Here is a 26,082-nt window from a genome sequence, read left to right on the forward strand (position 1 = left end):
TTATTCCTCCTTTCCTTTGGATACCGCGACTTTTGCACATCTGAGGACTTTGTCGCCGATGGTGTAGCCGCGAATCAGTTCATCTATTATGATTCCCTCTTTCTCATCAGACGGGACATATGCTATTGCTTCGTGTTTGTTCGGATCGAACTGTGCGTTTTTTGACTCAATTGGGGAGATTGAATGGTTTTCCAGAATTTTTGCGAGAACTTTCTGAATCTGCACAACACCTTCACGCAATGCCTTCTCATCTGCCGCAAGTGCACGGTCGATGTTGTCGACGACGTCCAGAACCTCGATTGCGAAGTTTTCGGTGGCACGTGCTGCACGTTCTCCCGATTCTTTCGCACTGCGTTTTCTGAAGTTGTCGAAATCGGCGGCAAGGCGAAGGTATTTGTCCTTGTATTCATCTACCTGAGCTTGCAGTTCTTCCTCGCGGGTGGGCTTCCTGCCTGCTTCGGATGCCTCCGAGGCTTTATCGGCTGCGTTGACTGCATCGGCTGCATTGACCTTATCAGCACCGTTTGCCGCCTCCTTTTCTGCCTTTGTTTCCGTGTTGCCGGCAGAACCGGCGGTTTTATCCGCGTCAGACTGTTTGCCGCTGTTGCCGGATGTCTCCGCGGAGTTCTTCTTCAGTAACTCTTCGGCTTCATCCTTCTCCGACGTTTTCTGATTCATCTCATTTCTCCAATTGTTAACCGTGATTGTTGTGTGATCTTTAGTTCTGCCATAATACATGGTCTGGAGTTCTATATATATGTTTTGATGCTTATGTTTGCAGTTCTATATAATGATTGTTTTACGATCCCGCACCGCGTTTACAAATATATCAGCCCCGTTTCGCATAAACGGCGCACATATTCCCGCAATATCAGCCCGACCCCTCCGCCGTCGGATGCCGTTTCGCATACCCGTAAGTCAGCCCGAATAATACGGGCGCGTCTGCGAAGCACAAACCCGGCACACACCCGCATAAGTCACACCGTGATACTGCAATCTGCACATTTTATGCGGACAGAAACCAAATGAAAATGTACAATGAAGTATGCACTCCTATCGGTCTGGGATAAGACCGGCATAGTTGAATTTGCACAGTTTCTGGTCTCCAAAGGATACTCCCTGCTAAGTTCCGGCGGAACGGCAAAAGCGATAGCACAGGCGGGTATTCCCGTGACCGAGGTCTCGGACTACACGGGCGCTCCCGAGATGATGGACGGACGCGTGAAGACGCTCCATCCCAAGATCCACGGCGGACTGCTCGGAAGACGCGGTATCGACGACAAAGTCATGGCAGAGCGCGGCATTGAGTGTATAGACATTCTCGCCGTCAACCTCTACCCCTTCGAAGAGATGTCGAAGAAGAACCTGCCGTTAAACGAGCTCATTGAGTATGTCGATATCGGCGGTCCCGCCATGATTCGTGCGGCGGCAAAGAACTTCAAGGATGTCGCCGTCGTCATCGACCCCGCAGACTACACGGGCATCATGTATAAGATAAACAACGGCGGTCTTTCCGAGAAGGACAGACTCGTGCTTGCAAGAAAGGTCTTTGCAAGAATGTCGGCATACGACGGCGCCATCTCGAACTACCTCTACGGACTCGACAACGAACTCCCCGAGGTCTACTCAGTGCAGTTTAAGAACGGCAGAAAACTCCGCTACGGTGAAAATCCGCACCAGAAAGCCGCGGTCTACGGCACTACGGGTATTGCGGGGCAGATTCCCCTTCAGGGCAAGGAGATGTCGTATAACAACTATCTCGATGTCGATGCCGCCGTAGGTCTCCTGAGAGAGTTCGACGAGACCGCCGCCGTTATCGTAAAGCACAACAACCCCTGCGGCGTTGCCCTCGGAGATACTCTTCTTGCGGCATACCTCAGAGCACGCGATGTCGACCCCATCTCCGCATACGGCGGAATCGTGGCGCTCAACCGCGAGGTCGGCGAGGATGTCGCGAAGGAACTGGCATCGACCTTCATCGAGGTCGTAATCGCGCCCTCATACACCGAGAAAGCCCGCGAGATTATGAAGGTCAAGGAGAACATGCGTGTTCTTATTCTCCCCGAGGAGAAGCCCGTCGAGTCGCTGCGCACGATAGACGGCGGCGCTCTCGTTCAGATTACGCCAAAGGAGATTCACGAGGAGTGGAAGGTCGTCTCCGAGCGCGAGCCTACAGCTGCCGAGGTCGCCGGCATGAAACTTGCCATGAAGATCTGCAAGCACACGAAGAGCAATGCGATTGTCTACGCAAACGAGAGGTCTGCGCTGGCAATAGGCGCAGGTCAGATGAACCGCGTCAACTCCGCTCAGATTGCCGCGCTTAAGGCAAAAGAGACTAACAACTCGCTCAAAGGCTCGGTTGTCGCATCCGATGCGTTCCTGCCGTTTGCGGATACTCTCGAAGCCGCGGTTGCCGCCGGTGCAACGGCACTTCTTCAGCCGGGAGGATCCATCCGCGATGCCGAGGTTATCGAGTGCGCAAACAAAAACAACGTCGCAATGGTCTTTACCGGCGTGCGCTATTTCAGACACTGAAAACCGGAAGATCAGACAGATCAAATCAATCGGATAACCGATAAAAATAACAAAAAAATCGAAATACAAATCAAAAATAAATCAAAAAAAAAAACTAAAAACAAAATCAAAATCAAAATCAAAATCAAAAAAAATCCAACTTTTTTCGGTCCGTCTTCCTCGTGTTTTTCCTTATCCGAACTGCCTGTAAATAGATCGTGTTATATGTTAGCACGGCACACGATAATAACGATATGTTTGGATTACCTGTTGAGACAATTCTTGCAGTGGGTGCGGGAATTGCGATATTGACAATATTTCTCATAGTATGGGGTCTGAGATTCAGGGAGCTTGAGATATGAATTTCGATCCGCTTACAGTAGGAGTATTAATCGTTTACGCAGCCGTTCTTATCTATATCGGAAGCAGAACATCAAAGAAAGTTCAGAACTCCGAAGACTATATCCTTGCGGGGCGCTCGCTGGGATTCTGGCTCTTTACGATTCTGATGGTCGCATCGGTCTGCAGCGGCATGACGCTTCTCGGCGTATCGGCGTTCGGATACACCTCGGGATGGCCGGGTATCTGGGAACAACTCGCGGTTCCGTTCGCGGCATCGTTCGCAATCGTCTTCTTCGGCGCAAAGCTCTACTATATCGGCAAAAAGTCGGGCTATATGACGGTCGAAGACTATTTTGCACACAGATTCGAGAGCCCGCGCGGCATGAGAGCGCTCTCCGCCGTCGCCGGTATTGTTGTTTCACTTATCTATCTTGTCGGACAGTATACCGCAATCAGTATCGTTCTTGTCTGGCTCTTTGACATCGATCACAATGTTGCGCTGATAATCGCGGCGATAATCATCACCATGTATACGGTTATCGGCGGCATGTATGCGGTCTCGTGGACCTCGCTCGTTCAGGGCGGTCTTCTGATTCTGGGCGTTCTTATCATGGCGCCGCTTGTGATTATGAAAGCCGGCGGACTCACCCATATCAATGAAGTCATTGCCGGAATCGATCCCAATCTGGTCGAGCCTTTCTTCCCGTCGGCATACGCATCCTATGCTTACTGCACGCCGGAGTTCCTGTTTTCGTTTGTCATCATGCTCACGGTAGGTCTTGCCTGTGCGCCGCATGTCGTCAACAACGTTCTCGCGGTTAAGGATCAGAAATACTTCAAGTGGGTGCCGCTGGCGGCGTTCCTCATATATCTCGTCGTCATGCTCCTTGTGAAGACCACGGGATTTGCGGTCAGAACACTCGTCGAGGAAGGCTCTCTTGTGCTGCCCGCCGCCGTCAACTCGCAGGATTACGCATTCATGTACGGTGTCGAGTTCGCGTCGCCGAGCGTCTTCATCTGGGCATTCTTTGCCGTTATCGTCCTCTCCGCCGTCATGTCGACGACGGACAGGCTGATGCTTACCATAGGCACCATGTTCTCGTGGGATATCTACAAGAACATCATAAATCCGAAAGCCAACGACAGCGAGGTCTTGAGGCTGAGCAAGATCTGCGTCGTTATCGTCGCTGTTGTCTCGATTGCGCTTGCGATTAACCCGCCCGAGATGCTTGCCTTCCTTATCTGGATGGCAATCGGCGTCATGCTCTCGACGTTTGCGGTCCCGTTCCTTGCCGGTCTTTACTGGAGAGGTGCGACAACAAAGGGCGCAATCGCTTCGGTCATTGTCGGTCTTGTAAGCAGCGGAATCTTCGGTTACTACTATCAGTATGTCGCCAAACTGCCCATGCACTTCTCGATATACTCACTTGCATGTGCGGCGATTGCGATGGTTGTCGTAAGTCTGCTGACAAAGAAGAACTCCGAGAAGGTCCTCGACGAGACATTCACGGGATTCTTCATCCAGCCGAAGAGTCTTCCGCTTAAGAAGAAGACGGAACAGCCGGCAAAGGAACAAACTGAAAACTGAAGACAATAATTTCCTTTTTTTTACCGCACTTTCCGTATTTCCCGAATATCATTCACGGATACCATTCCCCGATACCATTCTCTGACATCACTTTGAAATCACCATCACTCACACAATAATACAACAGCCAATCACACAATCACGCGATCAAACAATAACACGATCACAAAATCACGCAATCACTTTCACGGTGCAGAGGCTTTTCTTATATACTAATCCGACATACCGTTGAAGTATCGATGACCTGTGCGAACGGGATTGAACGGTATAAACGATATAAATGGTATGACAGGCATGAACGGGGCGGATGAGACCGCCGGGGCAACCGACCCGCAGTCGAGAATTATACTTCATATCGACATGGACAGTTTTTTTGCGTCGGTGGAGATGCGCGAGAATTTCGAGCTGCGCGGAAAACCTGTCATCATCGGCGCCGATCCGCGCAACGGAAGCGGACGCGGGGTCGTGAGCACATGCTCCTATGAAGCCAGAAAATACGGAGTTCACTCTGCAATGCCGGTTTCAAAGGCATATATGCTCTGCCCGCAGGGGATTTTTCTGCCGGTGAACATGCCGCTCTACCGTGAGGTCTCGCACAATGTGATGGAGATTCTTCGCGAATACTCGGATAAGTTCGAGCAGGTGAGCATAGACGAGGCGTATCTGGACGTCAGTCATCTCGGGAGCTTTGCCGCCGCGGAAATTCTTGCGGAGGAGATTCAGCGCCGCATCAAGAGCCATGAGCGGCTGACATGCTCGGTCGGCGTCGGCAAATCGAAGGTTGTCGCAAAGATAGCCTCGGACTTCAGGAAACCCGCGGGCATTACGATTGTCCCCGCCGAAAAGAGCGAGGAGTTCCTGCGACCTCTTCCGATAGGCAAGGTGCCGGGCATAGGGAAGAAGAGTCAGAAGGTGCTCACGGATGCGGGAATCGTGACGGTCGGCGATCTGCTCGATTTCGATGTCCAGAAGTTAATCTCGATTCTCGGACGGCATGCCGCGGATCTGAAGGAGTTCGCCGCCGGCAACGACTCCCGCGAGGTCGAGGAGAGGGACGGGCAGAAATCCGTGGGACGCGAACGGACATACCAGGAAGATACAAAGGATATGACGAAGATCCTCGAGACCGTCGGCTTTATCTGCACCGAGGTGCACAGGGTCATCAGTTCAAACGCGCTTTTATTCAGGACGGTTACGGTCAAGATACGCTATACCGGCTTTATCACAAAGACGCGGAGTGTCACGCTGCCGCGAAGCACAAACGACGTTGATCTCATGTATGAGACGGCGGTGGCTCTGATAAATGCCAATCTCGACAGGGAAAAGGCGGTGCGGCTCATAGGAGTCTATGTATCCAATTTCGACTCTCTTAAGGGACGGCAGACGAAGATCCCCGACTGGCTGGAGCATTTTGAGAGGGTCTTCGGGGAGAGAGAAGTTTTCGAAACGGCGGATACGACCAGGATGTCCGAATCCGCCCCTGCCGCCCGCACCGTGCATAAACCCGCATCCTATCAGGCGGGGATTGTCGCGGACTTCAGGGAGGAATACCTGAGCGGCATCCCGGACATCTCCGACGGTAGCGGTTCGGATTCTTCTGATTCTTTGGATTCGTTGGAGTCTTCGTATTCTCCCGATTCGGTCGGCAATTCGGTCGGAAATACGGAAAACGGCGGGAAGAAGAGATCGCATAAAACGCGGTTGCAGAACTGGTTTTAGGTATCCTAATCGGCTTGCGGAAAAGGATAAAGGGAAAAGAGAAAACGAAAAAAGGAATTGTTCAGTTTCTTGCGCCGACTGCGCCCACGCTGTCCTGATAGCGTCCGTTGTAGAGGGTTTTGCCGTCCGTGACCTCGTGCATAATTGCCTGCACGCAGCGCTCGCCTTTCTTCAGGAGATAATCTTCGGGTCCCATATTGACAAGGCAAAGCGTCAGATTTCCGCGAAATCCGGGGTCAACGTAGCCGCCGCCGATGAGGATGCCCCTTCTTCCGAACGAGGATCTGCACATGAGAGTCGCGGCAACATCCCCGGGAAGCCCTATCTTTTCCATCGAATGAACAAGGGTAACCTCGCCTTTCTTCAGGAGATAGTCTTCGCCGGCTCTTAAGTCATAGGATGCCGGCTGCTGGGATTCCTCGCTGTACGGCTCGAGGATGATATTGCCGCTCTTTATTCGCGCCTGAATGTTTTCCTTTGAAAGAATCATACAGATATCTTATATCGCCGACAAAATAGGTCTTTTTAATTTGAAAAAGGGATTTAGGTTCTGCCCCAGATTCTGCCCCGGATTCTGCCCTTAGTTCTGCCTCTTCTCCCACTTGTAAAGCTCGAGAAGGTCGGAAAGCGTGCCGCCGGACTTTATCTCCGCTCTTATCCGCACCTCGTTTCTGTGAATCTCGAGGGCACGCCTTGCAACCTCGTAGGCACGCTCCTTCGGGACGACGACAACTCCCGACTCGTCGGCAACGATCCAGTCGCCGTTTCTCACGCTCTGCCCGCAACAGTTTATCTCCGCGCCGATTTCGCCGAATCCTTTCGGCTCCCCCGCATTCGGACAGACGCCCTTCGCAAACATCGCAACGCCGGTCTCTTTTATGCCGTCGATGTCCCTTACGGCGCCGTCTATGACCACTCCGACAACCCCTTTCGAGACGCAGCTCCATGTCGCAAGCTCACCCCACGGCGCCGCGTCGATCCTGCCGCCGTTGTCTATCACTATAATCTCGCCCTTCTTTGCCTTATCTATGGCTTCTACGGGTTTTGCCCAGTCGCCGGCAATGGTCCTCACGACAAGGGCTTTGCCCGCGACCTTAACATTGCCGCAGTACGAGACAAGACCGCTCATTGCGCCCTTTCTGTGCATGGCGTCGGTGACGTTGGGCGCCGAAACCTGCATGAATATCTCATAGATCTCTTCGTCGGCATCCTTCCGCGACGTATTTGCCGCCTTTGACGTTTTTGCCGTCTTTGACACGGCATTATCCGAAAGCGTGCCGTAAGCCGCAACCGCCGACTTCTTTATCTCTGCCGCCGCCGCTCTCACATCTGCCGCCTTCGTGATACTTCCGCCGACGAGAAGTATCGAAGCGCCGGCTATTACAGCCTCGCCCGCCGAGACTGCGTCCAGACCCCCAGCGGCGCCGATCGGGAGATTTACCTTCCCCGCAATCTCCCTCAGAAGCGAGAGTGTGTCCATGCCCTTCATCTGCTGATCGATGCCGACATGAGCAATCAGGATATCCACCCCCATCTTCTCGAGCTCAAGGGAGCGTTCAAGCGGATTTCGGACATTGAGGAGGTCGGCGGCAATTTTGACGCCGTAGAGGTTGCCGGCTCTCACCGCTTCCTCGATGACGGAGTTGTCCGAGGATGCGAGAACGCAGACGATGTCCGCGCCCGCCTTTGCCGCCATCTCCACTTCAAGCGTTCCCGTATCGGCTATTTTCATATCGGCAACTATTGTATTGTCCGGAAATTCGCTCTTGAGAGTCCTGACCGCGTTCATCCCCTCACTTTTTATAAGCGGCGTTCCTACCTCAATCCAGTCGGCACCGCCCGAAACAGCCTCTTTTCCAATCTGCACGGCTCTCTTTAATTCGGTTAGGTCGAGTGCCGCCTGAAGTATGGGTCCTGACATTTGTTATGATAGATTCAATTCTATATCCTTTAAACTTGTCTATCACACCTTCGGCAATTGACGTATCCGCGGATGCGGCACGATTTTCCGAATGATTCGGAATATAAAAAAGTCAAAAACAGTCTATGAATAGTCTATGAATAATCTAAAAACAGTCAAAAAAACAGATACGGATTTTTGAATCCGTCCTTCAATTATTCTTGGTTACCGTTACTTACTCTGCTTTGCCTTCACTTACTCTTCCTTGTATTCTTCCATGAAGTAGATCTCGTCAAGCTCCTTCTTTGACGGGACCGTGACTTCGGCGGGGTAGCCTGCCGGAATTAGCGAGACAAGTGTGTATGCATCGGGGACGTTGAGAAGTTTCTGCACCTCGGGTGCATGGGGCATCTTGTCGCCCGCAACCCAGCAGGTGCCGACGCCGAAGGACTGCAATGCCATGATAATCTGCATGGTGGCGGCGGAACCGTCCTCAACGTAGAACTTGTGATCCTTCTTCGCGAAGACCGCGAAACAGACGGCGGCTTCTTTGATGAATTTGCCTGTCTGAACCAACTCGCCGAGTTTTGCAAGGCGCTCTTTCTCCCTGACAACGCCAATAAGCCAAGGCTGGACGTTTCTTGCCGTCGGCGCAAGCCTTGCGGCTTCGAGCGTGCTCATGATGATATGCTCTTCAACGGGTGTGTCTTTGTATTTTCGGATGCTCCTTCTTCCTTTGATGATGGTCAGTCCGAGATTTATCGTTCCTGTATGCTCTGACATAGTAATATCTCTGTATGTATGTGAAAAAAAGTTTTTGACTGAGGGAATGCACGGGTTGAAAAGGAGCGGTAAAAGAGGGAGGATAAGTGGGAGGGAGGCGGGAGTGGAAGTTGAATCGGGGTAAGGATCGGGGTATGGAACAAAATTCTGCGGAGTTCAGCGGAACAGACCGCTTATCCACGCGACGAGATTGTTGAATCCGTCCACGAAGACAACGGTCGGGTCTATTCCGAGAATCGGGAATATGAAGATGAAATACGCAAATGTTCCGAGCATACTGCCGACGTTTGCAAGCGCCGCCACGAATATAACCTTAAACATCGGCACCTGCCTCATATCCGAGAAAGACTCGGCATCGATTATCTTCTGAAGATCGGAAGCCTTCGGTTTCCTGACTTTTGCCTCGGTTACCGCCGCAAACCAGCCTGCCGCGAGGAAGGGGTTGAGTGATGTCAGCCACGATACGCAGAATGCCGTCAGAGCCGAGAGCGGATGACCGCCGGCAATCAGGGTAAAACCTGCGGCAAGCACGCCGTTTATGATGACCCAGTAGACTACGGCGCCGAGAAGAACGTCCACGCCGACACCCGAGAAACCTATGAGCAGGAGTATGAAGGCGAACATTGCGATGATGACGCCGCCGATAATCAGTTTCCAGTTATGAGTCTTCTGCTGCGCAGTAAGGGACTCAAACGGCGGCAGAGTCTCGGGTTTTTCAAAGTAGCGCTGAATTCCTTTCATATGCCCCGCGCCAACGATTCCCAGAACTTTCTCGTGTCTCTGCGAAAGTCTCAGAAGCGAATGCGCAAGGTAGGCATCGCGTTCGTCTATGAGGGCATAGGCACCGTTGGGCGAGAATTTGTGAAACTCATCGATAGCCATCTCGATGAGGTCTTTGTCCTTTGTCAGAGCCTCGATGTCAATCTTATCCTCTTCGTCGTCGCCCTTGCCGCTGATTATCGTTCCCATGAGGGCGTATATCAGCCGCAGCTTCTCAAGGACGGTCATGCCTCTCCAGAAACGCGAGAGCGTGATTCTTATGTCGCGGTCGGCGAGTGCGACGGGTATCTGTCGGGATTCGGCTTCGTTTATAGCCGCAAGCATCTCGGCACCGGGTTCAATGCCGACATCCATGCCTATCTTTCGCTGAATATAGGCAAGCATCCACTGCACGAGCGTCTCGTTGAAGTTGCCGCCCTTGATGATGTCGTCCATCTCGGGAGGTTTGCCCTCCTTCTTTATCGCCGCAAACCGACCGCGGTCGAGCTCAACCGCGACGACGTCCGGCTCAAACTCTTCGATTGCACGCTTTACTTCATCGATACTGTTCTGTGAAACGTGAGCCGTTCCAACGAGTCTTATCTCAGACAATTTCTTTTACTCCCTCACTGTCGATAACGCATCTTTTTATGCCGGATTCACGGATTTTCTGAAGGCTTATCTTTGTGTAAACCGATTTTATCTTCATAAATTCCGTGTCTTCGTTTATTTTGCGGGATATCAGATCGTCAGCCTGAATACCCGCTTCTTCATCGGTAATTTTGTTGCCGTAGCAGAGGCATTCGGATTTAATCAGGTTTGTTTCCGTGCAGCCGCATTCCGCGACGGCGTCGGCAAGCATGAGCGGATAAGTCCTGCAGATCCACGGTCTGTGCTCATAGATCGTGCAGCGGTTATCCGCACCCTGAAAGACGCAGGATCTTTTGCCTTCCGGATGCCTTCGGATGCACCAGTCGAATGTATACGAGACGCCGTCTTCTTCCAGAAGGTCGGGATACGGCTCGGCAACCTCGTCCCACGAAAGCCCCGTTGCCGCCATTATCTCCCGCACTTCCGGTGCGCTCATTATTATCAGATTCGAGTCGGCGGTGTTCATTCGGCAGCACTCCCCGCACATGCCGCACGAAAAACCCGTCTCTTTCAGAGCCGCAATAAGTTCCTTTCTGAAATCAGAACTTTCATCCGATCCTTCGGTCATTGCAATGCCTTGCTTACAGATTTTCGCGTGTTATCCTGTCGAAATTCTCGAAGACGAGTTTGCCGTTCTGCGTATGCGCCACTTCGGGATGCCACTGAACGCCGTAGATGTGCTCCTCCTCATTTGCAATCGCTTCCACGGGGCAGATATCGGATTTTGCAAGGAGTTTGAAGCCTTCGGGGATCTTCTTGACCTCATCGGCATGAGACGCCCAGACAGGAATATTCGAGTCATAGCCGCTTAAGATTCCCGAGTTGTCAATAACTTCGACGTCGACGCCTCCGAATCCGCCCATGGTTCCGGGAGCGACGGTACCGTTCCTGCGGGTCGCGATTATGTGAAGACCGAGGCATATTCCGAGGACGGGGAGCCCGAGGTCCACATACTCGAATCCGTATCCGGCGCGTTCGAGCGTCGGACCGCCGCCGAGGATAATTCCTCTGCATTCGTCGCGGACGGTCTCGGGCGGAGTGTCGTTCTTAATCATCTCGGCTTCGATATCGAGGTCGCGAAGCATCCTTTTTATCAGGTGGTTCGTCTGCCCGTAATTATTGACAATGTATATGGGACGCATTTTGTGTACATATGGATTTTTTATGATATTATATTTGGTTAAAGCGGTAGTAGGGACTGCCGCGGATCCGCCGCGGATCCGAGATCCGATATCCCGCAAAGCGGACTTCAGAACGTATGCGACATGGCATTGTTCATGAAATCGCGGATTGCCGTCCTTATTTCTTCCTCCGAGTATCCGAGAAGGTGTGCGAGGAGTATGGAGCCACCGAATATTGTGCCTTCCTTGACCTCGCCTTTACAGTATCTCTCAAGCGGCGGTATGCCGATATTCTCGAAGTGCGAGTCGACAAAGATGCATTTTGCGCCTATCTGACGTATTCCGTCCTCGATGGCGGCGGATTTGTCGTCGCGGACATACTTCGTCGTGATGAAGGGCGGCATCTCGTCGCCGATTGCCTTTATTAATGCACAGACCGCAAGCATCTGAGTGCCGCCGGAGAGCACGACGTTTCCTACGCTGCCGCGTTTTTTGTTGGCTTCCCGAAATCCTCTCACAATGCCGCAGACGACCGGCATCATGGGGTCGCCGGCATACTTCATGACCTCGAAGGCATCCTTCGTGTCTATGCCGGAGTCGCGGATTCGCTTCAGGACGGCGTTACAGATCTCCTCCTTAAGTGCCGTGGGGCTCACGGGGAAACTGCTGGATGCGCTTGCGTTATAGCCCAGCGCTTTCATGACGCAGAGCGCGGTTGTGGTGCCACCGGGGACGCATTCGCCGAGGATGAGCAGGTCGGCGTATGTGCCCCACTGAGTGCCTACTTTGACGCCGCGCCTGTAGAGAAGCCGAGGGTCTTTCAGTGCGAAATCATGACGCGGGTCCTGCCCGACCTCGCCGTAAACGTCGGTGCAGACAAAGTCGGGGCGGTGCACAAGTCCCGCATTGACGACGACCGGCTCTATTCCGCACATTCCGAAGAGTGCGTGGACGACGACCGCGGGGGATACACATCCGAGAGGGCTTACGGGGACGTCTTTTCCCTCCCCGGTGCCGGAGAGAATCAGCCTCGCGTCAAGGTTCGGTGTAAAGAGAGTGTCCTCGGGGGTTGCTCCCGCAGCCGATACGCCTTTGACCGCCGATAACATCGAGTTTCCTATCACCATCGCCGCCATCGGCTTTGTGAATTCCATATCTATCGGCTCCGAGAACATTGAGGTTCCCGCGCTGCCGTCCCGGAAATTATTGTGCTTTTTGCCATCCGCCATTTATCTCACCGCATTTACGCCGAATACGTCCGTGCCCTTAAATAATCCATCGGCAACTTCGGCAGTTCTGCCGTAGTAAGAATCTGTTTTATCCGATATAATTTTATGAGTTTGAACGCCGATTATGAAAGATCAATTGTTGTTTCGGCAATTGATCTTGTGTTTTTCCGCATTTTACAATAAAATTGAATAAATGCGAGATACAGAATATCTGTCAGAAACATCTGCGTGATTGTCGTGAGATAACGGCGGGAGAACATGGCTGAAGAGAAAGTAAAGGCGGAAGTAAAGGAAAATCCCGATGCGGAAAGTGCGGGTGCGGACGTGTGCGGCGGCGAAGATAAAAGGGTAGCCGTAGCTTCGCCGGCTTCGGCTTCACCTGCGGGAAAGATATCCTTCATCACCTCGATAATCGCCGTATTCCAGTTCTTTACGATTCTGCCGCTCGGCACCTGCCGTGACTATGAGGCATTTCCGCGCCGTCTTTATCTCTCGCCGCTTGCGGGCTGGCTCGTCGGAGCGGCGGGCGGCGCCGTCTTTCTGCTATTCATGCACCTTAACATGCGGATATTTGCGGCAGCGGCGGCAGTGGCGACGATAATGGTGCTCTACGGATTCAACCACTTCGACGGCGTTCTCGATCTCGGCGACGGGCTTATGGCGCACACGAGCCGCGAAAAACGAATCAAAGCGCTTACCGATCAGAACATAGGCGCGGGCGGCACGGCATGCGGAATGTTTCTCATTCTGCTTACGGTCGCCGCCGTAGTCTCCATCCCTGCGGAATCGGTCTTATTCGCGCTGATAATTGCGGAAGTCGCGGCAAAATACGTGCAGGTGCTCTTTCTGGTATTCGGCAGACCTCTTCGTGAGGGCATGTTCTCTTACCTGCATTCGTTTGCCAAACGCCGTTTTGCAGTCTATGCGCTGATATTATGTCTGCCGCTCCTTCTGCTCCCGATTGCACCCGCGGCATATATCGGGGCGGCGCTCGGGGCGCTCCTTGTCTTCTTCGTGCTTAAAGGTCTCTCGTATAGGCTGTTCGGCGGCGTTAACGGCGACATTACGGGGGCGGCGAACGAACTTACAAGACTTGCGGTATTGACGATTATTGCCGCAATCGCGGGACTGCCCGCCGGAATCGGCGGCATACTCATAATTTAGACCGCAACAGCAATTGCCTCAATTGCCGCAATTGGCACAATCAGCACAATTACCGCGATTACAACTATTATCAGGTCACATTAACAGGTCTTTTATAGACACAAAACCTCTTTTTATCTATGATCGAAGATCCCGGTATGCATATGAAGGGTGGAATCATCACCCAGAAAAATAAGGATTACTGCACAATAAGAACCCGAATGCCGGCGGGCATACTCTCAATAGAAAAAATGCGCGGACTTGCCGCGATTGCCGAAAAATACGGTCAGACCGAGGTGCATCTGACAACACGCCAGACCATAGAGATACCCCATATCCACCACACAAAACTCGAAGCAATCGAGGCGGATCTCCTGAAGAACGGCACCCCCGTAGGCTCAGAGAGAGACGAGATCGTAAACATCGTCGCATGTCCGGGTACGGACAGGTGCAAATTCGCAAACATTGACACGATAAGTCTGGCAATGAAACTCGACGAGAAGCTCTTCGGCAAGGAGATGCCGACAAAACTGAGAATCTCGATATCGGGCTGTCCGTATGCCTGCACAAGCCCCATCCTGAACGAGATAGGCATCACGGGGCGCAAAAAACCCCTAAGAACTCCGGGGCTCTGCACAGGCTGCGGTCACTGCACGGAATACTGCCGCGAATCGGCAATCGAGGTCAGGAACGGCGCGGCAGTGGTCAATGACGCCAAGTGTTTCCAGTGCGGCGTCTGTATCGAGTCCTGCCCGTTCAAACTTATAGGAATCGAGACGCAGGGCTACAGGATAACGGTCGGCGGCAGACGCGGCAGGCATCCGAAACTCGGACGCGAACTCGTCGAGGTCGAAACCGAGGATGAGGTCGTCGAGATTATAGAGAAACTCTCATACTGGATATACCGCCGTGCATGGTCGGGCAGACTCCTCTCCGACCAGCTCGACGACATTCAGTTCGAGAAGTTCAAGGAAGAGATTCTCTCCTCCAGAAACTGAAAACCGAGAATATGAGAATCTGAAAATATGAGAATATAAGATACTGAAAATAAGAAAAATTGATTGAAATTACAATATTCTTTTTTTATTCCGCTTTGTGATTCTGTTTCAGATTTTGCTTTGCATTTTGTTTGTTTTGTGATACTGTATTTATCGGATTTTATCCATCATGCATTGAATTTATCGGTCATACATTGAGGTATAACCCGCGCCCTCGTCATCCTCGCAGAGAATCGCCGAACCGTCGCGGATGAGGGTGTTAAACATCATCGCAGCGTTCATCAATTCTTCATCGGGCGTGTTTCCGCGCCTTATTCCCTCGATCTTCTCTTTCTGGGGTGTCGGGAAGACACGCTTGCCTACCTTTACGCCGTTGCAGAATTTACAGTAAGCGCATCGGCTGTACACCGAAACCTCCTTTTCTGCGCACTTTACGGTCACTTTGTCCTTCACGGGATCTCTTATCAGTTCTAACGTCTTCATTAAAAAAAGATGTACAGCCAATATTATAAGTGTTTGCCTCTTTTACCGCGGTGTTTTGCCGACGCACCGGATCACGGGCACACAACGAAATGTTTTATACCACTGATTTCCATATATAAGATACTCGTATCTATGCGATCAGGCGTACTTCGTCTGTCGTTAGTTGATATATTGAGGTTTGATTATGGCAAACGAGAAGCCACACATGAATCTGGCTGTGATCGGTCACATCGATCACGGAAAGTCCACAACAGTAGGACGCTTATTATTTGAGACCGGTGCTGTGCCCGCGCACATCATTGAGAACTACCGTAAAGAAGCCGCCGAGAAAGGAAAGGCATCCTTCGAGTTCGCATGGGTTATGGATAACCTGAAGGAAGAGCGTGAGCGCGGTATCACAATCGATATTGCACACAAGAGATTCGATACCGATAAGTACTACTTCACGGTTGTAGACTGTCCGGGTCACCGCGACTTCATCAAGAACATGATCACCGGTGCATCACAGGCTGATGCTGCACTCCTCGTCGTCGCTGCAACCGACGGTCCGATGGAGCAGACAAAAGAGCACGTCTTCCTTTCAAAGACACTCGGTATCAACCAGCTCATCATCGGTATCAACAAGATTGATGCAGTCAACTACGACCAGAAGAAATACGACGAAGTCAAGCAGAAAGTCTCGGACCTCATCAAGATGGTCGGATTCAACCCGGCAAACATCCCGTTCATCCCGATGTCCTCATTCAACGGTGACAACATCGCAAAGAAGTCCGACAAGACCCCGTGGTACTCAGGACCCACACTTCTTGACGCACTCAACCAGCTTACAACACCCGACCTTCCGACATCACTTCCGTTCAGACTTCCTGTTCAGGATGTCTACTCAATCTCGGGTATCGGAACCGTTCCTGTAGGACGTGTCGAGACCGGTATCATGAAGAAGGGTATGAAAGTCGCTTTCATGCCGGCTAACAAGGATGGAGAGGTCAAGTCCATTGAGATGCACCACGAAGAGCACCCCGAGGCACTTCCGGGTGACAACGTCGGATTCAACGTCCGCGGTATCAACAAGGGCGACATCAGACGCGGAGATGTCTGCGGTCCTGTAGAGCAGCCGCCTTCAGTTGCAGAGGAATTCACTGCACAGATCGTCGTTCTCCAGCACCCCAGCGCAATCACGGTCGGATACACACCCGTATTCCACTGCCACACTGCACAGATTGCATGTACATTCGTCGAACTTCAGAAGAAGCTTGACCCGCGTACAGGTGCGGTCAAGGAAGAGAACCCGACATTCCTCAAGGCAGGAGATGCAGCAATCGTCAAGTTCCGCCCGGTTCAGCCGATGGTTATCGAGAACTTCAAAGAGATTCCGCAGCTCGGAAGATTCGCTATCCGTGATATGGGTTCAACAATTGCCGCAGGTATGTGTCTGAGCATCACACAGAAACAGATGAGATAATTACCTCAACAATATTTTTTTGGTGACCAAAATGCAGAAAGCCCGTATTCGTCTGTCCGGTACAGATTTCGCAAAAGTTGAGATGGTCTGCGACCGCATTAAGGAGATCGCAGAACGCACAGGTGTTAACCTTGCAGGACCTGTTCCGCTCCCGACAAAGAGAATGGTTGTCCCTATCAGAAAGAGTCCTGATGGAGAAGGTACGGCTACCTGGGACCGCTGGCAGATGCGTGTCCACAAGAGACTAATTGATCTTGATGCAGACGAACGTGCACTCAGACAACTGATGCGCATTCAGGTTCCAAAGGACATCGGCATTGAGATAGTTCTCGAAAACTAAGTGGGAGGCGGCAATTGAGAGCCGCAAATTTCTCCTCTCAATTTAAACAATTTGGCAGTTTTTTTACTGTTGAGAGGACTTTACTTATTCTGTTCGCGGTTGCACTGCTTCTGCGGTTTCTGTTTCTCGATCTTAAACTGATGCACCATGATGAGACCATTCATGCGTGGTTCTCGGTTAATCTGTTAAATAACGGTATTTTTTCCTATCATTACGATCCGACCTATCACGGTCCGTTCCTGTATTACGTGACCGCGGGTATGTTCGGTCTCTTCGGCGCGGGCGACGTTGTCGGGCGCATTATTCCTTCGCTTCTGGGGTCGCTGACAGTTCTGCTGGTTTATCCGATCTACAGACTCGGATATCTTGACAGGTGGCAGACCGTCGTCGCCGCAATCTTCCTCACAATATCGACGAGCTTCGTCTATTTCTCAAGATTCCTGCGCAACGATATCTTCCTGATATTCTTTACGATGATTCTGCTCATCGGCATTCTGTATTATCTCGAGAGAAAGGAGTCGAAATATATCTTCATGGCTTCGGCTGCGGCGGGACTTGCGATGTCATGCAAGGAGAACATGCCTATTGTCCTCGGAATCTTCGGTCTGTATCTCTTCTGGCTTGTCTACAGCGGAAAGGTTTCGCTGCCGAAATCATGGATTCGCGACTTTGTCCTCGGCGCCGTGATTATGTGCGGCATTATGGCTGTATTTTACAGTTCGTTCGGGGCAAACACGGTTATGCTCATCGAGGGTCCGTTCAATGCGATTGAGCACTGGGCTTCGATGCACGATTCGCAGAGGCTCGGGGGTCCGTTCTACTTCTACATCATTCTGCTCCTGCTCTATGAACTGCCGATTCTCGTCCTCGGCGTTCTCGGGCTTTTCGGGTTCTTCCTGCATAAAGAGAATAAGGAAACCGGAGATCCGCGGCAGTCGGGCTGCGAAGGTGTTAACGCCGTTAACGGGGACGGAGCGGTCGGAGAGGTCGGGGCAATCGACGCGGTCAACGCCGAGGATCTCTTTGAAGACACCGCACCCCGGGCACCGGCGCAGGCGACGGATGCGAATAATGCGAATAATGCCGCATCAAACCTGCCGTCGTTCTTCGAGAGGATTCTGAATATTCTCAGAGAAGGCAATATCGGCGTCACGGTGCCGATTATCGACAAAAAACGCGAGTTTACGCGGTTCTGCATCTTCTGGATGCTGTTTTCGCTCATAGTCTACGCATATCTGGGAGAGAAGGTGCCCTGGCTTCTGCTTCATCAGCTTCTGCCGATGATCTTCGTCGCGGTCTACGACCTCTCAAAGATAAAAGCGGTTATCGTGGGCATCGGCATCGTCTTCTTTGCCGCCATGGTGCTTCATACGTCATTTACGACCGGCGACATCGCCGATCCGATTGTGCAGGTGCAGAATTCCGAGGAACTCCGCGAGGTATTTCCGTATATGGATAATACAACCAAGATAGCCGTCTCGAACTATGTCCGCTGGCCTTTCGTCTGGTATTACCAGGGCGATTATCCGAAGAGGATATCGTATTACTCGGATCCGGGCTATAACAAGGATATCGGTCCCGAAAATTACGATCTGATTATCGTGCACGACGGCGAAAAAGTGGACAGTATCGAAGGATTCGAGAAGCACACGTACAAGAAGTGCTACTGGATTGATGTCAATACTCTGATTCAGAGCTACGGCAAACCGATTGATATCTTCAACGCGAATGACCGCGCTCTTCTTGTTGAGGACTTAAAGCGGGTTATTCACTATTACTTCACAAGAGATGCGGGTCTGGGAAGTATCAATATCGATGTCTTCGTGAAGAAAGACAGGGCATAATTATTTTTTTACCCTTTATTTTTCAACTTGATTTTTCATTTTTCACAATTGCGCTGAAAAAAAGAGATTTTCAAAAGATTATCGGCTCGAAAGTTCGGATAATCTCACTTCTGAATATAATCCTGAATTTTCGTCATGATTCCGCTTAAGAGTCCGCCCTGCGAGTTATCGCCGTTATCGTCCGCATTGCCGGCGTTATTGCCGCCTGTCATTGCGAATATCATGCTGAGAACACTTTTGAAAGTACCCGCAATCTGATCTTTCATCGTATTCTCGATGAGGTAATTCTCGTCCACGGGGACATGTGTCTTAAAGATGAAGACTTCGGCGTCAAAACCGCCTTTTGCCGTGATATTGAAGGTATCTTCGGTTGTCGCCGCCATTACGAGCGGAAGCATCTGAGTGTTCTTGAAAGTGACGGGTACCGGAATCGAGGTGTTGCCGTTGGCATCAACCGTGAACTTATCGTCATGGACATTGCCGATATTGTAGGATTCACCCTTATAGTTCCATAGCAGGTCGATATCCAGATTGGTTACCGTGGCGCCGACGGGGTTTTTGTTCCCGACAATCACATTGACCGTTAACGTAGTCTCCTGCAGGGTAATATCCGACAAAGCGACGCTCTCAACGGTTACCGTCGGCGTGCTGAAGAACATGTCCTTGCAGAGAAATACTCCGATAACTGCACAGACGATTATAGCCGCGACAACGCCGACTGCAATCAAAGTCTGCTGCTTCTTTTTTGCTTCTTCATCGGTAGAGATTTGCATAATAATATCTCCGCAGGCAAAAATATTAACCTATCCGCACCCTACTGTCCCTTCACCAGCTTCAGAAACTTTTTGTCGTTCATCTGTTCGTTAGTGACGTATTTGCCGTCGCAAAACAGTGCATAGTTCGTAATCGGCGTCGGTGCATTGCGTGCCGCGTCTTTTGAATCAAGCTTTATCGCCCGAAACGCAATGCCGTTTGCTTTTGCGGTCTCCTCAAGAACAGGCACGTATTTAGCGTTAAACGGGCACTGATTCGTATAATATAGGACATATCCGCTGTCGGCGATATGCGGGTGCTTTGCGCAATCTTTGAACGCCGGCACAGTTACTCCGTCCTCAAAAGGCAGATACCACAGTTGTATGCCGTTATCGGACTCGTCGCCGACGGCAAAACCCTTATGCTTAAGGTATTTCGGATCGGCAAGGAAGGGCTTTTTCTTAGCGGCGGAGAGGATACAAAGCCCCTTCTTTCCCTTTTCTTTGCTGTCGCGGATGCACTCCGCGAGAAGATCGTTTGAGTATCCGTGCCCCTTGAACGAGCCCGAAACCCAGAGGCAGTCGATGTACATGTAGCCCTCCGCGATTATCGGGACCCATGCGTTCTCCGCCGGGATGTATTCGATGAAGCACTTGCCGCGCTCTGCGCTCTTTAAGAAGACGAGCCCGTCGGCGAATCTCTCCTTAAGCCATGCCTTCTTCGACGAAACCTGCACGTCCTTATTGTTGGAGATGGCACAGCAGATATGCTCGTCGTCGATATTTTCCTTTGTAACGCGAATATATTCCATTTTAAACACCGTCTCAGTCCCGTCTCAGTCCGACTTCGTCTTTATCGGATGGCGGATAACGGTCTTCAGCTTTTCGGGCGCAACACGCCTTGCATCCGAGAGATAGATCTCATGGTGCCGCCTCGTCTCCGAGAGATCGTTCTCGTATCCGTTCTCTTCCAGATACTTATCCATAAGGGCGACCGTGGCAGGCTCGTCGTCGAAACTGCCGATGTGCATGCACTGCACGCAGAGCCCTTCGTCAATCGTGAGGAACTCGACCCGCGAAAAATCCTGCTTCTTCTTTTCGGTCGCTTCCTTCACGGCAAAACGAAAGTCCTCCTCCTTAACGAAGTCGGGAAGTCTTATGACCGATATCCAACGGAAGTTCTCCTTGTGCGCATAATCGATGCCGTCAACGCTGTTATTGCCGTTGCCGTCGTCGCTGTTAACGCCGTCAACACCTTCCTGCCACCAGAAACCCTCGAGCGGCGGCACGACATAATCGAAATAGCCCTCGATCTTACGATTGCCCTTTTTGCTCATCTTGATTGTGTAGGCAATGCCGTATAAAAGCCCGATTGACTGTTTATACTCGCCGTCTTCGGCGTTCGGGTCCCCGCTTCCGCGTACGGCAATATAGTTCATTGGCGGAATCGTAACAATCGAAGGCTTTGCCTTCGGCATGTAAAACTCTTTGTATTCTTTCTTATAATCGAACGGCATTTACTAACTCTTTTTCACTCTTTTTCACTCTTTATTAAACGAACCTATCTCTATCAGGTTGCCCTCGGGGTCCGCAATATAGCAGGTTCTCTGCCCCCACGGCTCGGTCGTCGGCGGCATTATGCCTTTCGCACCTGCCGCGGTCACATCCGCGTAGGCTTTGTCTACCGCCGCATAGTTATCCACGCTTAAAGCAATCTCATAATGCCCGTTGACTCCTTTGCAATAGGAAAATTTACTGCCGGTAAGCTCTTCGAGATCGGTCTTTCGATAAAGCAGAAAAAGTGTGCCGTCCTTTTCAAGAAAAACATTGGTGGTTTCATCGTCCTCTGTTATACCGAAGCCGAGCACATCCCTGTAAAAGCGCACCATGACCCCCATATCGTCGACCATGATGCCGAATCCGTCCAATTTCATAATATATGTTTCGTGCCGCCGAAGAATAACAATGCCGCTATTTCTTCGACGGAAACGTCGGATTCTTCTCGAAGATCTCGGTCACATCCTTCAAAAGTTCGGGAATCAGAAGGTGCTGCGGGCAGGCATCCGCACACTGACCGCACTGCGTGCAGTCCGAGGCTTTTCCGCGCAATCTTGTCAGCGCAAGATAATAGTAATACTGACTCGAAGATGCCGAAGGGCTCGTCGGACTGTCGCTCTTTGCGCTGTTGTAAAGCGCCATGTAATCGGCAACCGGAATATTGCAGGGACAGCCCTCTTCGCAGTATCTGCATGCCGTGCAGGGAACGGCGGTATTATCGCGGATTATCTTCACGACTTTGTCGAGTATCGCAAGTTCTTCCTGGTTCAGCGGCTTTAAATCCGCAAAGAGTGCCGTATTCTCCTCCACCTGAGCGACCGCGTTCATCCCCGAAAAGACAGTCTCGACACCCTCCAGACCCGCAGCGAAACGAAGCCCCCACGATGCCGGTGATGCCTCGGGGTCATAAGCCCGCATCAGATCCTCGGCTTCTTTGGGAATCCGCACAAGATTGCCGCCCTTAAGCGGCTCCATGACCAGAATCTTAACGCCGTGCCTTTTTGCCGTCTCGTAACATCTCTTCGCCCGAGTGCCGAGATCTTCCCAGTCGATATAATTTATCTGCAAAAGAACAAAATCCACGGGATGCTTTGTCAGAATTTCGTCGAGGACCTCGGGGGAATCGTGGAAGGAGAAACCGAATTCGCGGATAAGCCCCGCATCCTTCTTTGCCTTCAGAAATCCGAACGCGTCGAACTCCTCGGCTTTTTTCAGGTTTGACGCATTGATATTGTGAAGAAGGTAGCTGTCGAAGTATTCGACGCCGCAGTTTCGGAGCTGCTCTGCAAATATCCTCTCGAGATCTTCGCGGGAATTGAAGAGATGCATGGGCATCTTCGTGGAAAGCTCATACCTGCTCCTCTCATACCTCGAGGTAAGACAGCGCCGCAGGGCAGTCTCGGCGTGAAAATCGTGATACGTATATGCGGTGTCAAACCGCACGTAACCCGCCTCAAGGAATAGATCGACGAGCCTGCTGAGCAGATCGTAATCGATTGAATCGACAGCGTGCTTATCGAAGAGCGGAAGCCTCAGAGTTCCGAAACCGAGATTGGTCCTGCCCACTTTGCCGCCGCCTTTAACCGTCCTAATCGTATCCACCGTCAGAACCAGTCGACTTCGAAGGTCTCCGCGACATCCTTCAGCCATTTCGTGATCTCGATATGCTGCGGGCAGGCATCCTCACACTCACCGCACTCAACACATTCGGAGGCTTTCGGATATTTCTCGCCGAGATTCTGATAATAGACCATCTGCGGCGAAAATCCGGGGACGTTTGCACGCTTCTCCGCATTGTAAAGCGTGAAGTAGAGCGGAATCGGAATCCCGTTCGGGCAGGCGTGGACACAGTACTGACAGTTGGTGCAGGGAATCACAACAGCCTTTCTTATAATCGCGGCAGCTTCTCCGACTATCCCGAGTTCCTCCGCGTTCAGCGGTCTGAAATCCTTCATGGTCTTCAGGTTGTCCTTCATCTGTTCGACATTCGAGACACCCGAAAGAACGGTCATCACATTATTCTGCGAAGCCGCGAAACGAAGCGCCCATGAAGCCGTGGAGGCATTCGGATCGTGGTTTTTAAAGAGTTTTTCGGCATCTGCGGGGATGTTTATCAGATTGCCGCCTTTGACAGGCTCCATCACGATAACGGGCTTATTGTATTTTGCGCAGACCTCGAGACTTCTCTTTGAATCTATGCCCTCATCTTCCCAGTCGAGATAATTCAGCTGAATCTGAACGAACTCAATCTCGGGATACCTTTTCAGAACGCTTTCAAGAAATTCCGAGTTGTCATGGCAGGAGATGCCGATCCTCTTAATCTTCCCTTCGGCTTTCTTCCGTGCAATGAACTTCATGCTGCCCAGTTCCTTCTCGAGCGACTCAAAGAGCCTGCCGAGATTGTGGAGCATGTAGTAGTCGAAGTATTCGACGCCGCACTTTTTCAGCTGTTCGTCAAAGATTCTCTCCTGATCCTCCTTTGTGTGGATCATCATCATCGGCATCTTGGATGCGATTGTGAAACTCCCGCGGGGATAGCGGTCGACAAGCGCCTCCTTCAGTGCCGATTCGGACTTGAACTCATTGTACATGTAGGCGGTGTCAAAATAGGTGAAACCCGCCTGCATGAAGAGATCGACCATCGCCTTGAACTCGTCCATATCCACGCTGCCCTGATCCTCCGCATCCGTAAGCGGAAGACGCATACAGCCGAATCCGTAGATCTTCTTCGGATCCTTCTTCACGGGATCCGTCTTCATATGATCTTTGTTCATCGGATTCACGGTAACCGATTCCGTCATAATATCCCTGCCTGCACCCGTTCTGCAACCGAAGGCTTCAGACGCCGCGTGCGAATTCTTTGATCTCGGCAAGCTTCTTCTCGGACTTGTTCTCGCTTCCGTGTGCCGTTATGATTCCCATATCTTTCTTGCCGAGATAGCCCATCATTGCCTTATACTGTGCTATTGCCCCGTCGTATACGCCAGGAGATTCCGAACTTAAGAGCATGGCACTCTTCTTGATGTTTTCCATGCCGCCTAAAGCGTAGAATCTGTCGATTGTGCACTGAAGCTGTCCGCTCATCGTGAAGTAGTATATGGGTGCCGCAAGGACAAGCATATCGGCTTTTTTGAGCTCGGCGGTAACCTCCGCCATGTCGTCTTTCTGTGCGCAGACGCCGTTTCCTTTGGTGTGGCAGTGCTCACAGGCTATGCATCCCGCAATCTTCATCCTTCCGACATTCATGACGGTTACGCTGTTTCCCGCAGACTCCGCTCCTTCTTTGAATGCCTCAACCATTGCCGCCGTGTTTCCGTTCTTACGGGGGCTTCCGTTTAATACCAGTATATTCATGTGAAACACCTGTGATTACCGTTATGCCGCGGTAAACAATTTAGTCTTTATCCGCAGGTTTAATTATCTTTCGGATATTGCATACCGCCCGTAACTCAGAAAACAGCGGATAAAATAAGAAAATAGAGTATTATGTTATTGCTTTTTCGGTATGCTCGGTTATGCTTTTTTTACGTCGCCAAAGTATCTGCCGACCGCTTCAAGCTGCTTGGGAATGTCTATGCCCTGAGGGCAGGATTCGAGACATTCTCCGCAGTTAAGGCAGTTTGATGCCGCTCCGCAGCCGTTGGATTCTGCGCCGAGCATGGAATGGTAATAGAAGTTTGCCGTGTCGTAGTCGTCGAAGAGGAATGAATTGTTGTAATACGTGAAACAGGACGGGATATCTACGCCGTTGGGGCAGGGGAGACAGTATCCGCAGTTTGAACAGCCGATCTTCATGCGTTTCCTGAGTTCGCCGGCAACCTTGCCTATGAGCTCAAGTTCCTTATAGGTCATCGACGATGCCGCGGTCTCGGAGGCGGTCTTAAGATTGGCTTCGACCTGCTCCATTGTGTTCATTCCCGAGAGGACGACAGTAACCTCGGGATGATTCAGGACCCATCTGTAGCCCCAGTCGGCAGGCGATCTCGAGGCATGGCTCTCTTTGAATATGCCGGCGATATCCGCGGGCATCCTGTCGGCAAGGTGACCGCCGCGGAGGGGCATCATGACGGAGACGCCGATACCCTTCTTTGCGGCATACTCCAGACCCTTCGAGCCCGCCTGAAACTTCTCGTCGAGGTAATTATACTGAATCTGACAGAGATCCCAGTCATACGAGTCGATTATCTTCTTAAAGAGCTCAAAAGTTCCGTGGAACGAGAAGCCGACATACCTGATTCTGCCGCGGCTCTTCTCCGCCGCCAGAAAGTCGAGGACGCCGAGATTGAAGAGCTTCTCCCAGCGCGATTCCGAGAGTGCAATCAGCATATAGTAATCTATTCTGTCCGTGTTTAGCCTTTTCAGCTGCTCGTCGAGTATTTTTTCCATGTCTTCGGTCTTTTCGACATGCCACGACGGAAGTTTTGTCGCCAGAAATACCTTGTCCCTGTATCCGCCCGCAAGAGCGCGTCCGAGAAAAGTCTCGCTTTCTCCGAAGTGATAGTCATATGCCGTGTCTATGTAGTTTACGCCCGCATCTATCAGTTTATGAACTATCTCCGATGCGGATTCCTCATTTATGCTGCCGTCGGCGTTTAGCGGCAGACGCATTGCACCGAAACCCAGTGCGGAAAATTTGTCCCCTGTCTTTGGGTTGATTCTGTAAAGCATATCCGACTTCACCTTTTTTGATCCCGTGATCCTGAAATATCAAGGATTTATGCAAAATTTTTTGCGTATCACTCAGCAAAAATTTCACGGAAACATGCCGCAAATATTCGGCATGATATGACAAATAAGTATGCATTCACAAAGTTAATTCGGCATAATAACCTGCAAATATACGCCGAAGTTCAAACAAAACAACTGAAAAATTTTAACAAAAATCATTACATATGGA

General features: G+C 51.2%; 25 protein-coding genes. 8 read left to right on the forward strand and 17 right to left on the reverse strand.

Going from position 1 to position 26,082, the window contains the following annotated elements; translation table 11 throughout:
• Positions 1-678 (reverse strand): nucleotide exchange factor GrpE, encoded by a 678-nt coding sequence (locus tag T502_RS00215; protein ID WP_084172896.1) that lies wholly within the window; start codon positions 676-678, stop codon positions 1-3.
• Between the two features lie 360 nt (positions 679-1,038).
• Here T502_RS00215 and purH point away from each other — a divergent pair, with 360 nt between their 5' ends.
• The 3 genes from purH (at position 1,039) to dinB (ending at position 6,163) form a co-directional block, all read left to right on the forward strand.
• Positions 1,039-2,535: a bifunctional phosphoribosylaminoimidazolecarboxamide formyltransferase/IMP cyclohydrolase gene (gene purH / locus T502_RS00220; protein WP_042705104.1), complete on the forward strand. Its 1,497-nt coding sequence runs from the start codon at positions 1,039-1,041 to the stop codon at positions 2,533-2,535.
• A 337-nt stretch (positions 2,536-2,872) separates the two neighbouring features.
• The gene (locus T502_RS00225) at positions 2,873-4,444 is read left to right on the forward strand and encodes a sodium:solute symporter family protein (RefSeq protein WP_042705105.1); all 1,572 of its coding nucleotides are present in this window, start codon (positions 2,873-2,875) and stop codon (positions 4,442-4,444) included.
• Between the two features lie 285 nt (positions 4,445-4,729).
• A complete protein-coding gene (gene dinB / locus T502_RS00230; protein ID WP_245597706.1) occupies positions 4,730-6,163 on the forward strand; it encodes a DNA polymerase IV in 1,434 nt (477 codons plus the stop codon).
• 61 nt (positions 6,164-6,224) lie between these two features.
• Here the strand turns inward: dinB and T502_RS00235 are convergent, their stop codons facing one another.
• From T502_RS00235 to T502_RS00265, 7 genes are all read right to left on the reverse strand, one after another.
• On the reverse strand, positions 6,225-6,653 hold the full coding sequence (locus T502_RS00235; protein WP_042705106.1) for a dCTP deaminase: 429 nt from the start codon (positions 6,651-6,653) through the stop codon (positions 6,225-6,227).
• A gap of 90 nt (positions 6,654-6,743) precedes the next feature.
• The gene (locus T502_RS00240) at positions 6,744-8,084 is read right to left on the reverse strand and encodes an orotidine 5'-phosphate decarboxylase / HUMPS family protein (protein WP_042705107.1); all 1,341 of its coding nucleotides are present in this window, start codon (positions 8,082-8,084) and stop codon (positions 6,744-6,746) included.
• A 234-nt stretch (positions 8,085-8,318) separates the two neighbouring features.
• A complete protein-coding gene (locus T502_RS00245) occupies positions 8,319-8,846 on the reverse strand; it encodes a nitroreductase family protein (RefSeq protein ID WP_245597708.1) in 528 nt (175 codons plus the stop codon).
• A 156-nt stretch (positions 8,847-9,002) separates the two neighbouring features.
• On the reverse strand, positions 9,003-10,217 hold the full coding sequence (locus T502_RS00250; RefSeq protein ID WP_042705108.1) for a TraB/GumN family protein: 1,215 nt from the start codon (positions 10,215-10,217) through the stop codon (positions 9,003-9,005).
• On the reverse strand, positions 10,210-10,824 hold the full coding sequence (locus tag T502_RS00255; protein WP_084172898.1) for a YkgJ family cysteine cluster protein: 615 nt from the start codon (positions 10,822-10,824) through the stop codon (positions 10,210-10,212). Before T502_RS00255 ends, T502_RS00250 begins: the two co-directional genes overlap by 8 nt.
• Before the next feature lie 13 nt (positions 10,825-10,837).
• Positions 10,838-11,398: a GMP synthase subunit A gene (locus T502_RS00260; RefSeq protein ID WP_042705109.1), complete on the reverse strand. Its 561-nt coding sequence runs from the start codon at positions 11,396-11,398 to the stop codon at positions 10,838-10,840.
• 107 nt (positions 11,399-11,505) lie between these two features.
• Complete coding sequence (locus tag T502_RS00265; protein ID WP_245597709.1) at positions 11,506-12,606, reverse strand: nicotinate-nucleotide--dimethylbenzimidazole phosphoribosyltransferase; 1,101 nt, start codon at positions 12,604-12,606, stop codon at positions 11,506-11,508.
• A 258-nt stretch (positions 12,607-12,864) separates the two neighbouring features.
• Between T502_RS00265 and cobS the strand changes: the two genes are divergently transcribed.
• Complete coding sequence (cobS, locus tag T502_RS00270) at positions 12,865-13,770, forward strand: adenosylcobinamide-GDP ribazoletransferase (protein ID WP_052358911.1); 906 nt, start codon at positions 12,865-12,867, stop codon at positions 13,768-13,770.
• A 143-nt stretch (positions 13,771-13,913) separates the two neighbouring features.
• Positions 13,914-14,747 (forward strand): 4Fe-4S dicluster domain-containing protein, encoded by an 834-nt coding sequence (locus tag T502_RS00275; RefSeq protein ID WP_245597711.1) that lies wholly within the window; start codon positions 13,914-13,916, stop codon positions 14,745-14,747.
• Positions 14,748-14,927: 180 nt separating this feature from the next.
• Here the strand turns inward: T502_RS00275 and T502_RS00280 are convergent, their stop codons facing one another.
• The gene (locus T502_RS00280) at positions 14,928-15,230 is read right to left on the reverse strand and encodes a hypothetical protein (RefSeq protein ID WP_042705111.1); all 303 of its coding nucleotides are present in this window, start codon (positions 15,228-15,230) and stop codon (positions 14,928-14,930) included.
• 184 nt (positions 15,231-15,414) lie between these two features.
• On the opposite strand from T502_RS00280, the gene tuf reads away from it, so the two are divergent.
• From tuf to T502_RS00295, 3 genes are read left to right on the forward strand one after another with little or no spacing between them, the layout of a single operon-like run.
• Positions 15,415-16,692 (forward strand): translation elongation factor EF-1 subunit alpha, encoded by a 1,278-nt coding sequence (gene tuf / locus T502_RS00285; protein ID WP_042705112.1) that lies wholly within the window; start codon positions 15,415-15,417, stop codon positions 16,690-16,692.
• A 31-nt stretch (positions 16,693-16,723) separates the two neighbouring features.
• Positions 16,724-17,032: a 30S ribosomal protein S10 gene (gene rpsJ, locus T502_RS00290; RefSeq protein ID WP_042705411.1), complete on the forward strand. Its 309-nt coding sequence runs from the start codon at positions 16,724-16,726 to the stop codon at positions 17,030-17,032.
• 14 nt (positions 17,033-17,046) lie between these two features.
• Complete coding sequence (locus tag T502_RS00295) at positions 17,047-18,876, forward strand: flippase activity-associated protein Agl23 (protein ID WP_042705113.1); 1,830 nt, start codon at positions 17,047-17,049, stop codon at positions 18,874-18,876.
• A 104-nt stretch (positions 18,877-18,980) separates the two neighbouring features.
• Here the strand turns inward: T502_RS00295 and T502_RS00300 are convergent, their stop codons facing one another.
• From T502_RS00300 to T502_RS00335, 8 genes are all read right to left on the reverse strand, one after another.
• Positions 18,981-19,649 (reverse strand): NDR1/HIN1-like protein, encoded by a 669-nt coding sequence (locus tag T502_RS00300; RefSeq protein WP_042705114.1) that lies wholly within the window; start codon positions 19,647-19,649, stop codon positions 18,981-18,983.
• Positions 19,650-19,690: 41 nt separating this feature from the next.
• Entirely contained in the window at positions 19,691-20,440 is a 750-nt protein-coding gene (locus T502_RS00305; RefSeq protein ID WP_042705115.1) for an N-acetyltransferase, read from the reverse strand.
• 24 nt (positions 20,441-20,464) lie between these two features.
• Positions 20,465-21,145, reverse strand: coding sequence for a GyrI-like domain-containing protein (locus T502_RS00310; protein ID WP_042705116.1), 681 nt, complete (start codon positions 21,143-21,145; stop codon positions 20,465-20,467).
• A gap of 24 nt (positions 21,146-21,169) precedes the next feature.
• Positions 21,170-21,562, reverse strand: coding sequence for a VOC family protein (locus tag T502_RS00315; RefSeq protein WP_042705117.1), 393 nt, complete (start codon positions 21,560-21,562; stop codon positions 21,170-21,172).
• Positions 21,563-21,599: 37 nt separating this feature from the next.
• On the reverse strand, positions 21,600-22,835 hold the full coding sequence (locus T502_RS00320) for an aldo/keto reductase (RefSeq protein WP_084172900.1): 1,236 nt from the start codon (positions 22,833-22,835) through the stop codon (positions 21,600-21,602).
• Complete coding sequence (locus T502_RS00325) at positions 22,790-23,986, reverse strand: aldo/keto reductase (protein WP_245597712.1); 1,197 nt, start codon at positions 23,984-23,986, stop codon at positions 22,790-22,792. Before T502_RS00325 ends, T502_RS00320 begins: the two co-directional genes overlap by 46 nt.
• 37 nt (positions 23,987-24,023) lie before the next feature.
• A complete protein-coding gene (locus tag T502_RS00330) occupies positions 24,024-24,539 on the reverse strand; it encodes a flavodoxin family protein (RefSeq protein WP_042705118.1) in 516 nt (171 codons plus the stop codon).
• A gap of 159 nt (positions 24,540-24,698) precedes the next feature.
• Positions 24,699-25,865: an aldo/keto reductase gene (locus tag T502_RS00335; RefSeq protein WP_157197425.1), complete on the reverse strand. Its 1,167-nt coding sequence runs from the start codon at positions 25,863-25,865 to the stop codon at positions 24,699-24,701.
• Positions 25,866-26,082: the final 217 nt, after the last annotated feature.

Origin of the sequence: Methanomicrobium mobile BP (assembly GCF_000711215.1) — an archaeon.
GTDB classification, from domain to species: domain Archaea; phylum Halobacteriota; class Methanomicrobia; order Methanomicrobiales; family Methanomicrobiaceae; genus Methanomicrobium; species Methanomicrobium mobile.

Coding starts and splice junctions, on each gene's coding strand:
- T502_RS00215 (WP_084172896.1), bottom strand. CDS start 678: ATGAATCAGAAAACGTCGGAGAAGGATGAAGCCGAAGAGTTACTGAAG.
- purH (WP_042705104.1), top strand. CDS start 1,039: ATGAAGTATGCACTCCTATCGGTCTGGGATAAGACCGGCATAGTTGAA.
- T502_RS00225 (WP_042705105.1), top strand. CDS start 2,873: ATGAATTTCGATCCGCTTACAGTAGGAGTATTAATCGTTTACGCAGCC.
- dinB (WP_245597706.1), top strand. CDS start 4,730: ATGACAGGCATGAACGGGGCGGATGAGACCGCCGGGGCAACCGACCCG.
- T502_RS00235 (WP_042705106.1), bottom strand. CDS start 6,653: ATGATTCTTTCAAAGGAAAACATTCAGGCGCGAATAAAGAGCGGCAAT.
- T502_RS00240 (WP_042705107.1), bottom strand. CDS start 8,084: ATGTCAGGACCCATACTTCAGGCGGCACTCGACCTAACCGAATTAAAG.
- T502_RS00245 (WP_245597708.1), bottom strand. CDS start 8,846: ATGTCAGAGCATACAGGAACGATAAATCTCGGACTGACCATCATCAAA.
- T502_RS00255 (WP_084172898.1), bottom strand. CDS start 10,824: ATGACCGAAGGATCGGATGAAAGTTCTGATTTCAGAAAGGAACTTATT.
- T502_RS00260 (WP_042705109.1), bottom strand. CDS start 11,398: ATGCGTCCCATATACATTGTCAATAATTACGGGCAGACGAACCACCTG.
- T502_RS00265 (WP_245597709.1), bottom strand. CDS start 12,606: ATGGCGGATGGCAAAAAGCACAATAATTTCCGGGACGGCAGCGCGGGA.
- cobS (WP_052358911.1), top strand. CDS start 12,865: ATGGCTGAAGAGAAAGTAAAGGCGGAAGTAAAGGAAAATCCCGATGCG.
- T502_RS00275 (WP_245597711.1), top strand. CDS start 13,914: ATGAAGGGTGGAATCATCACCCAGAAAAATAAGGATTACTGCACAATA.
- T502_RS00280 (WP_042705111.1), bottom strand. CDS start 15,230: ATGAAGACGTTAGAACTGATAAGAGATCCCGTGAAGGACAAAGTGACC.
- tuf (WP_042705112.1), top strand. CDS start 15,415: ATGGCAAACGAGAAGCCACACATGAATCTGGCTGTGATCGGTCACATC.
- rpsJ (WP_042705411.1), top strand. CDS start 16,724: ATGCAGAAAGCCCGTATTCGTCTGTCCGGTACAGATTTCGCAAAAGTT.
- T502_RS00300 (WP_042705114.1), bottom strand. CDS start 19,649: ATGCAAATCTCTACCGATGAAGAAGCAAAAAAGAAGCAGCAGACTTTG.
- T502_RS00305 (WP_042705115.1), bottom strand. CDS start 20,440: ATGGAATATATTCGCGTTACAAAGGAAAATATCGACGACGAGCATATC.
- T502_RS00310 (WP_042705116.1), bottom strand. CDS start 21,145: ATGCCGTTCGATTATAAGAAAGAATACAAAGAGTTTTACATGCCGAAG.
- T502_RS00315 (WP_042705117.1), bottom strand. CDS start 21,562: ATGAAATTGGACGGATTCGGCATCATGGTCGACGATATGGGGGTCATG.
- T502_RS00320 (WP_084172900.1), bottom strand. CDS start 22,835: ATGGCTGAAGGATGTCGCGGAGACCTTCGAAGTCGACTGGTTCTGACG.
- T502_RS00325 (WP_245597712.1), bottom strand. CDS start 23,986: ATGACGGAATCGGTTACCGTGAATCCGATGAACAAAGATCATATGAAG.
- T502_RS00330 (WP_042705118.1), bottom strand. CDS start 24,539: ATGAATATACTGGTATTAAACGGAAGCCCCCGTAAGAACGGAAACACG.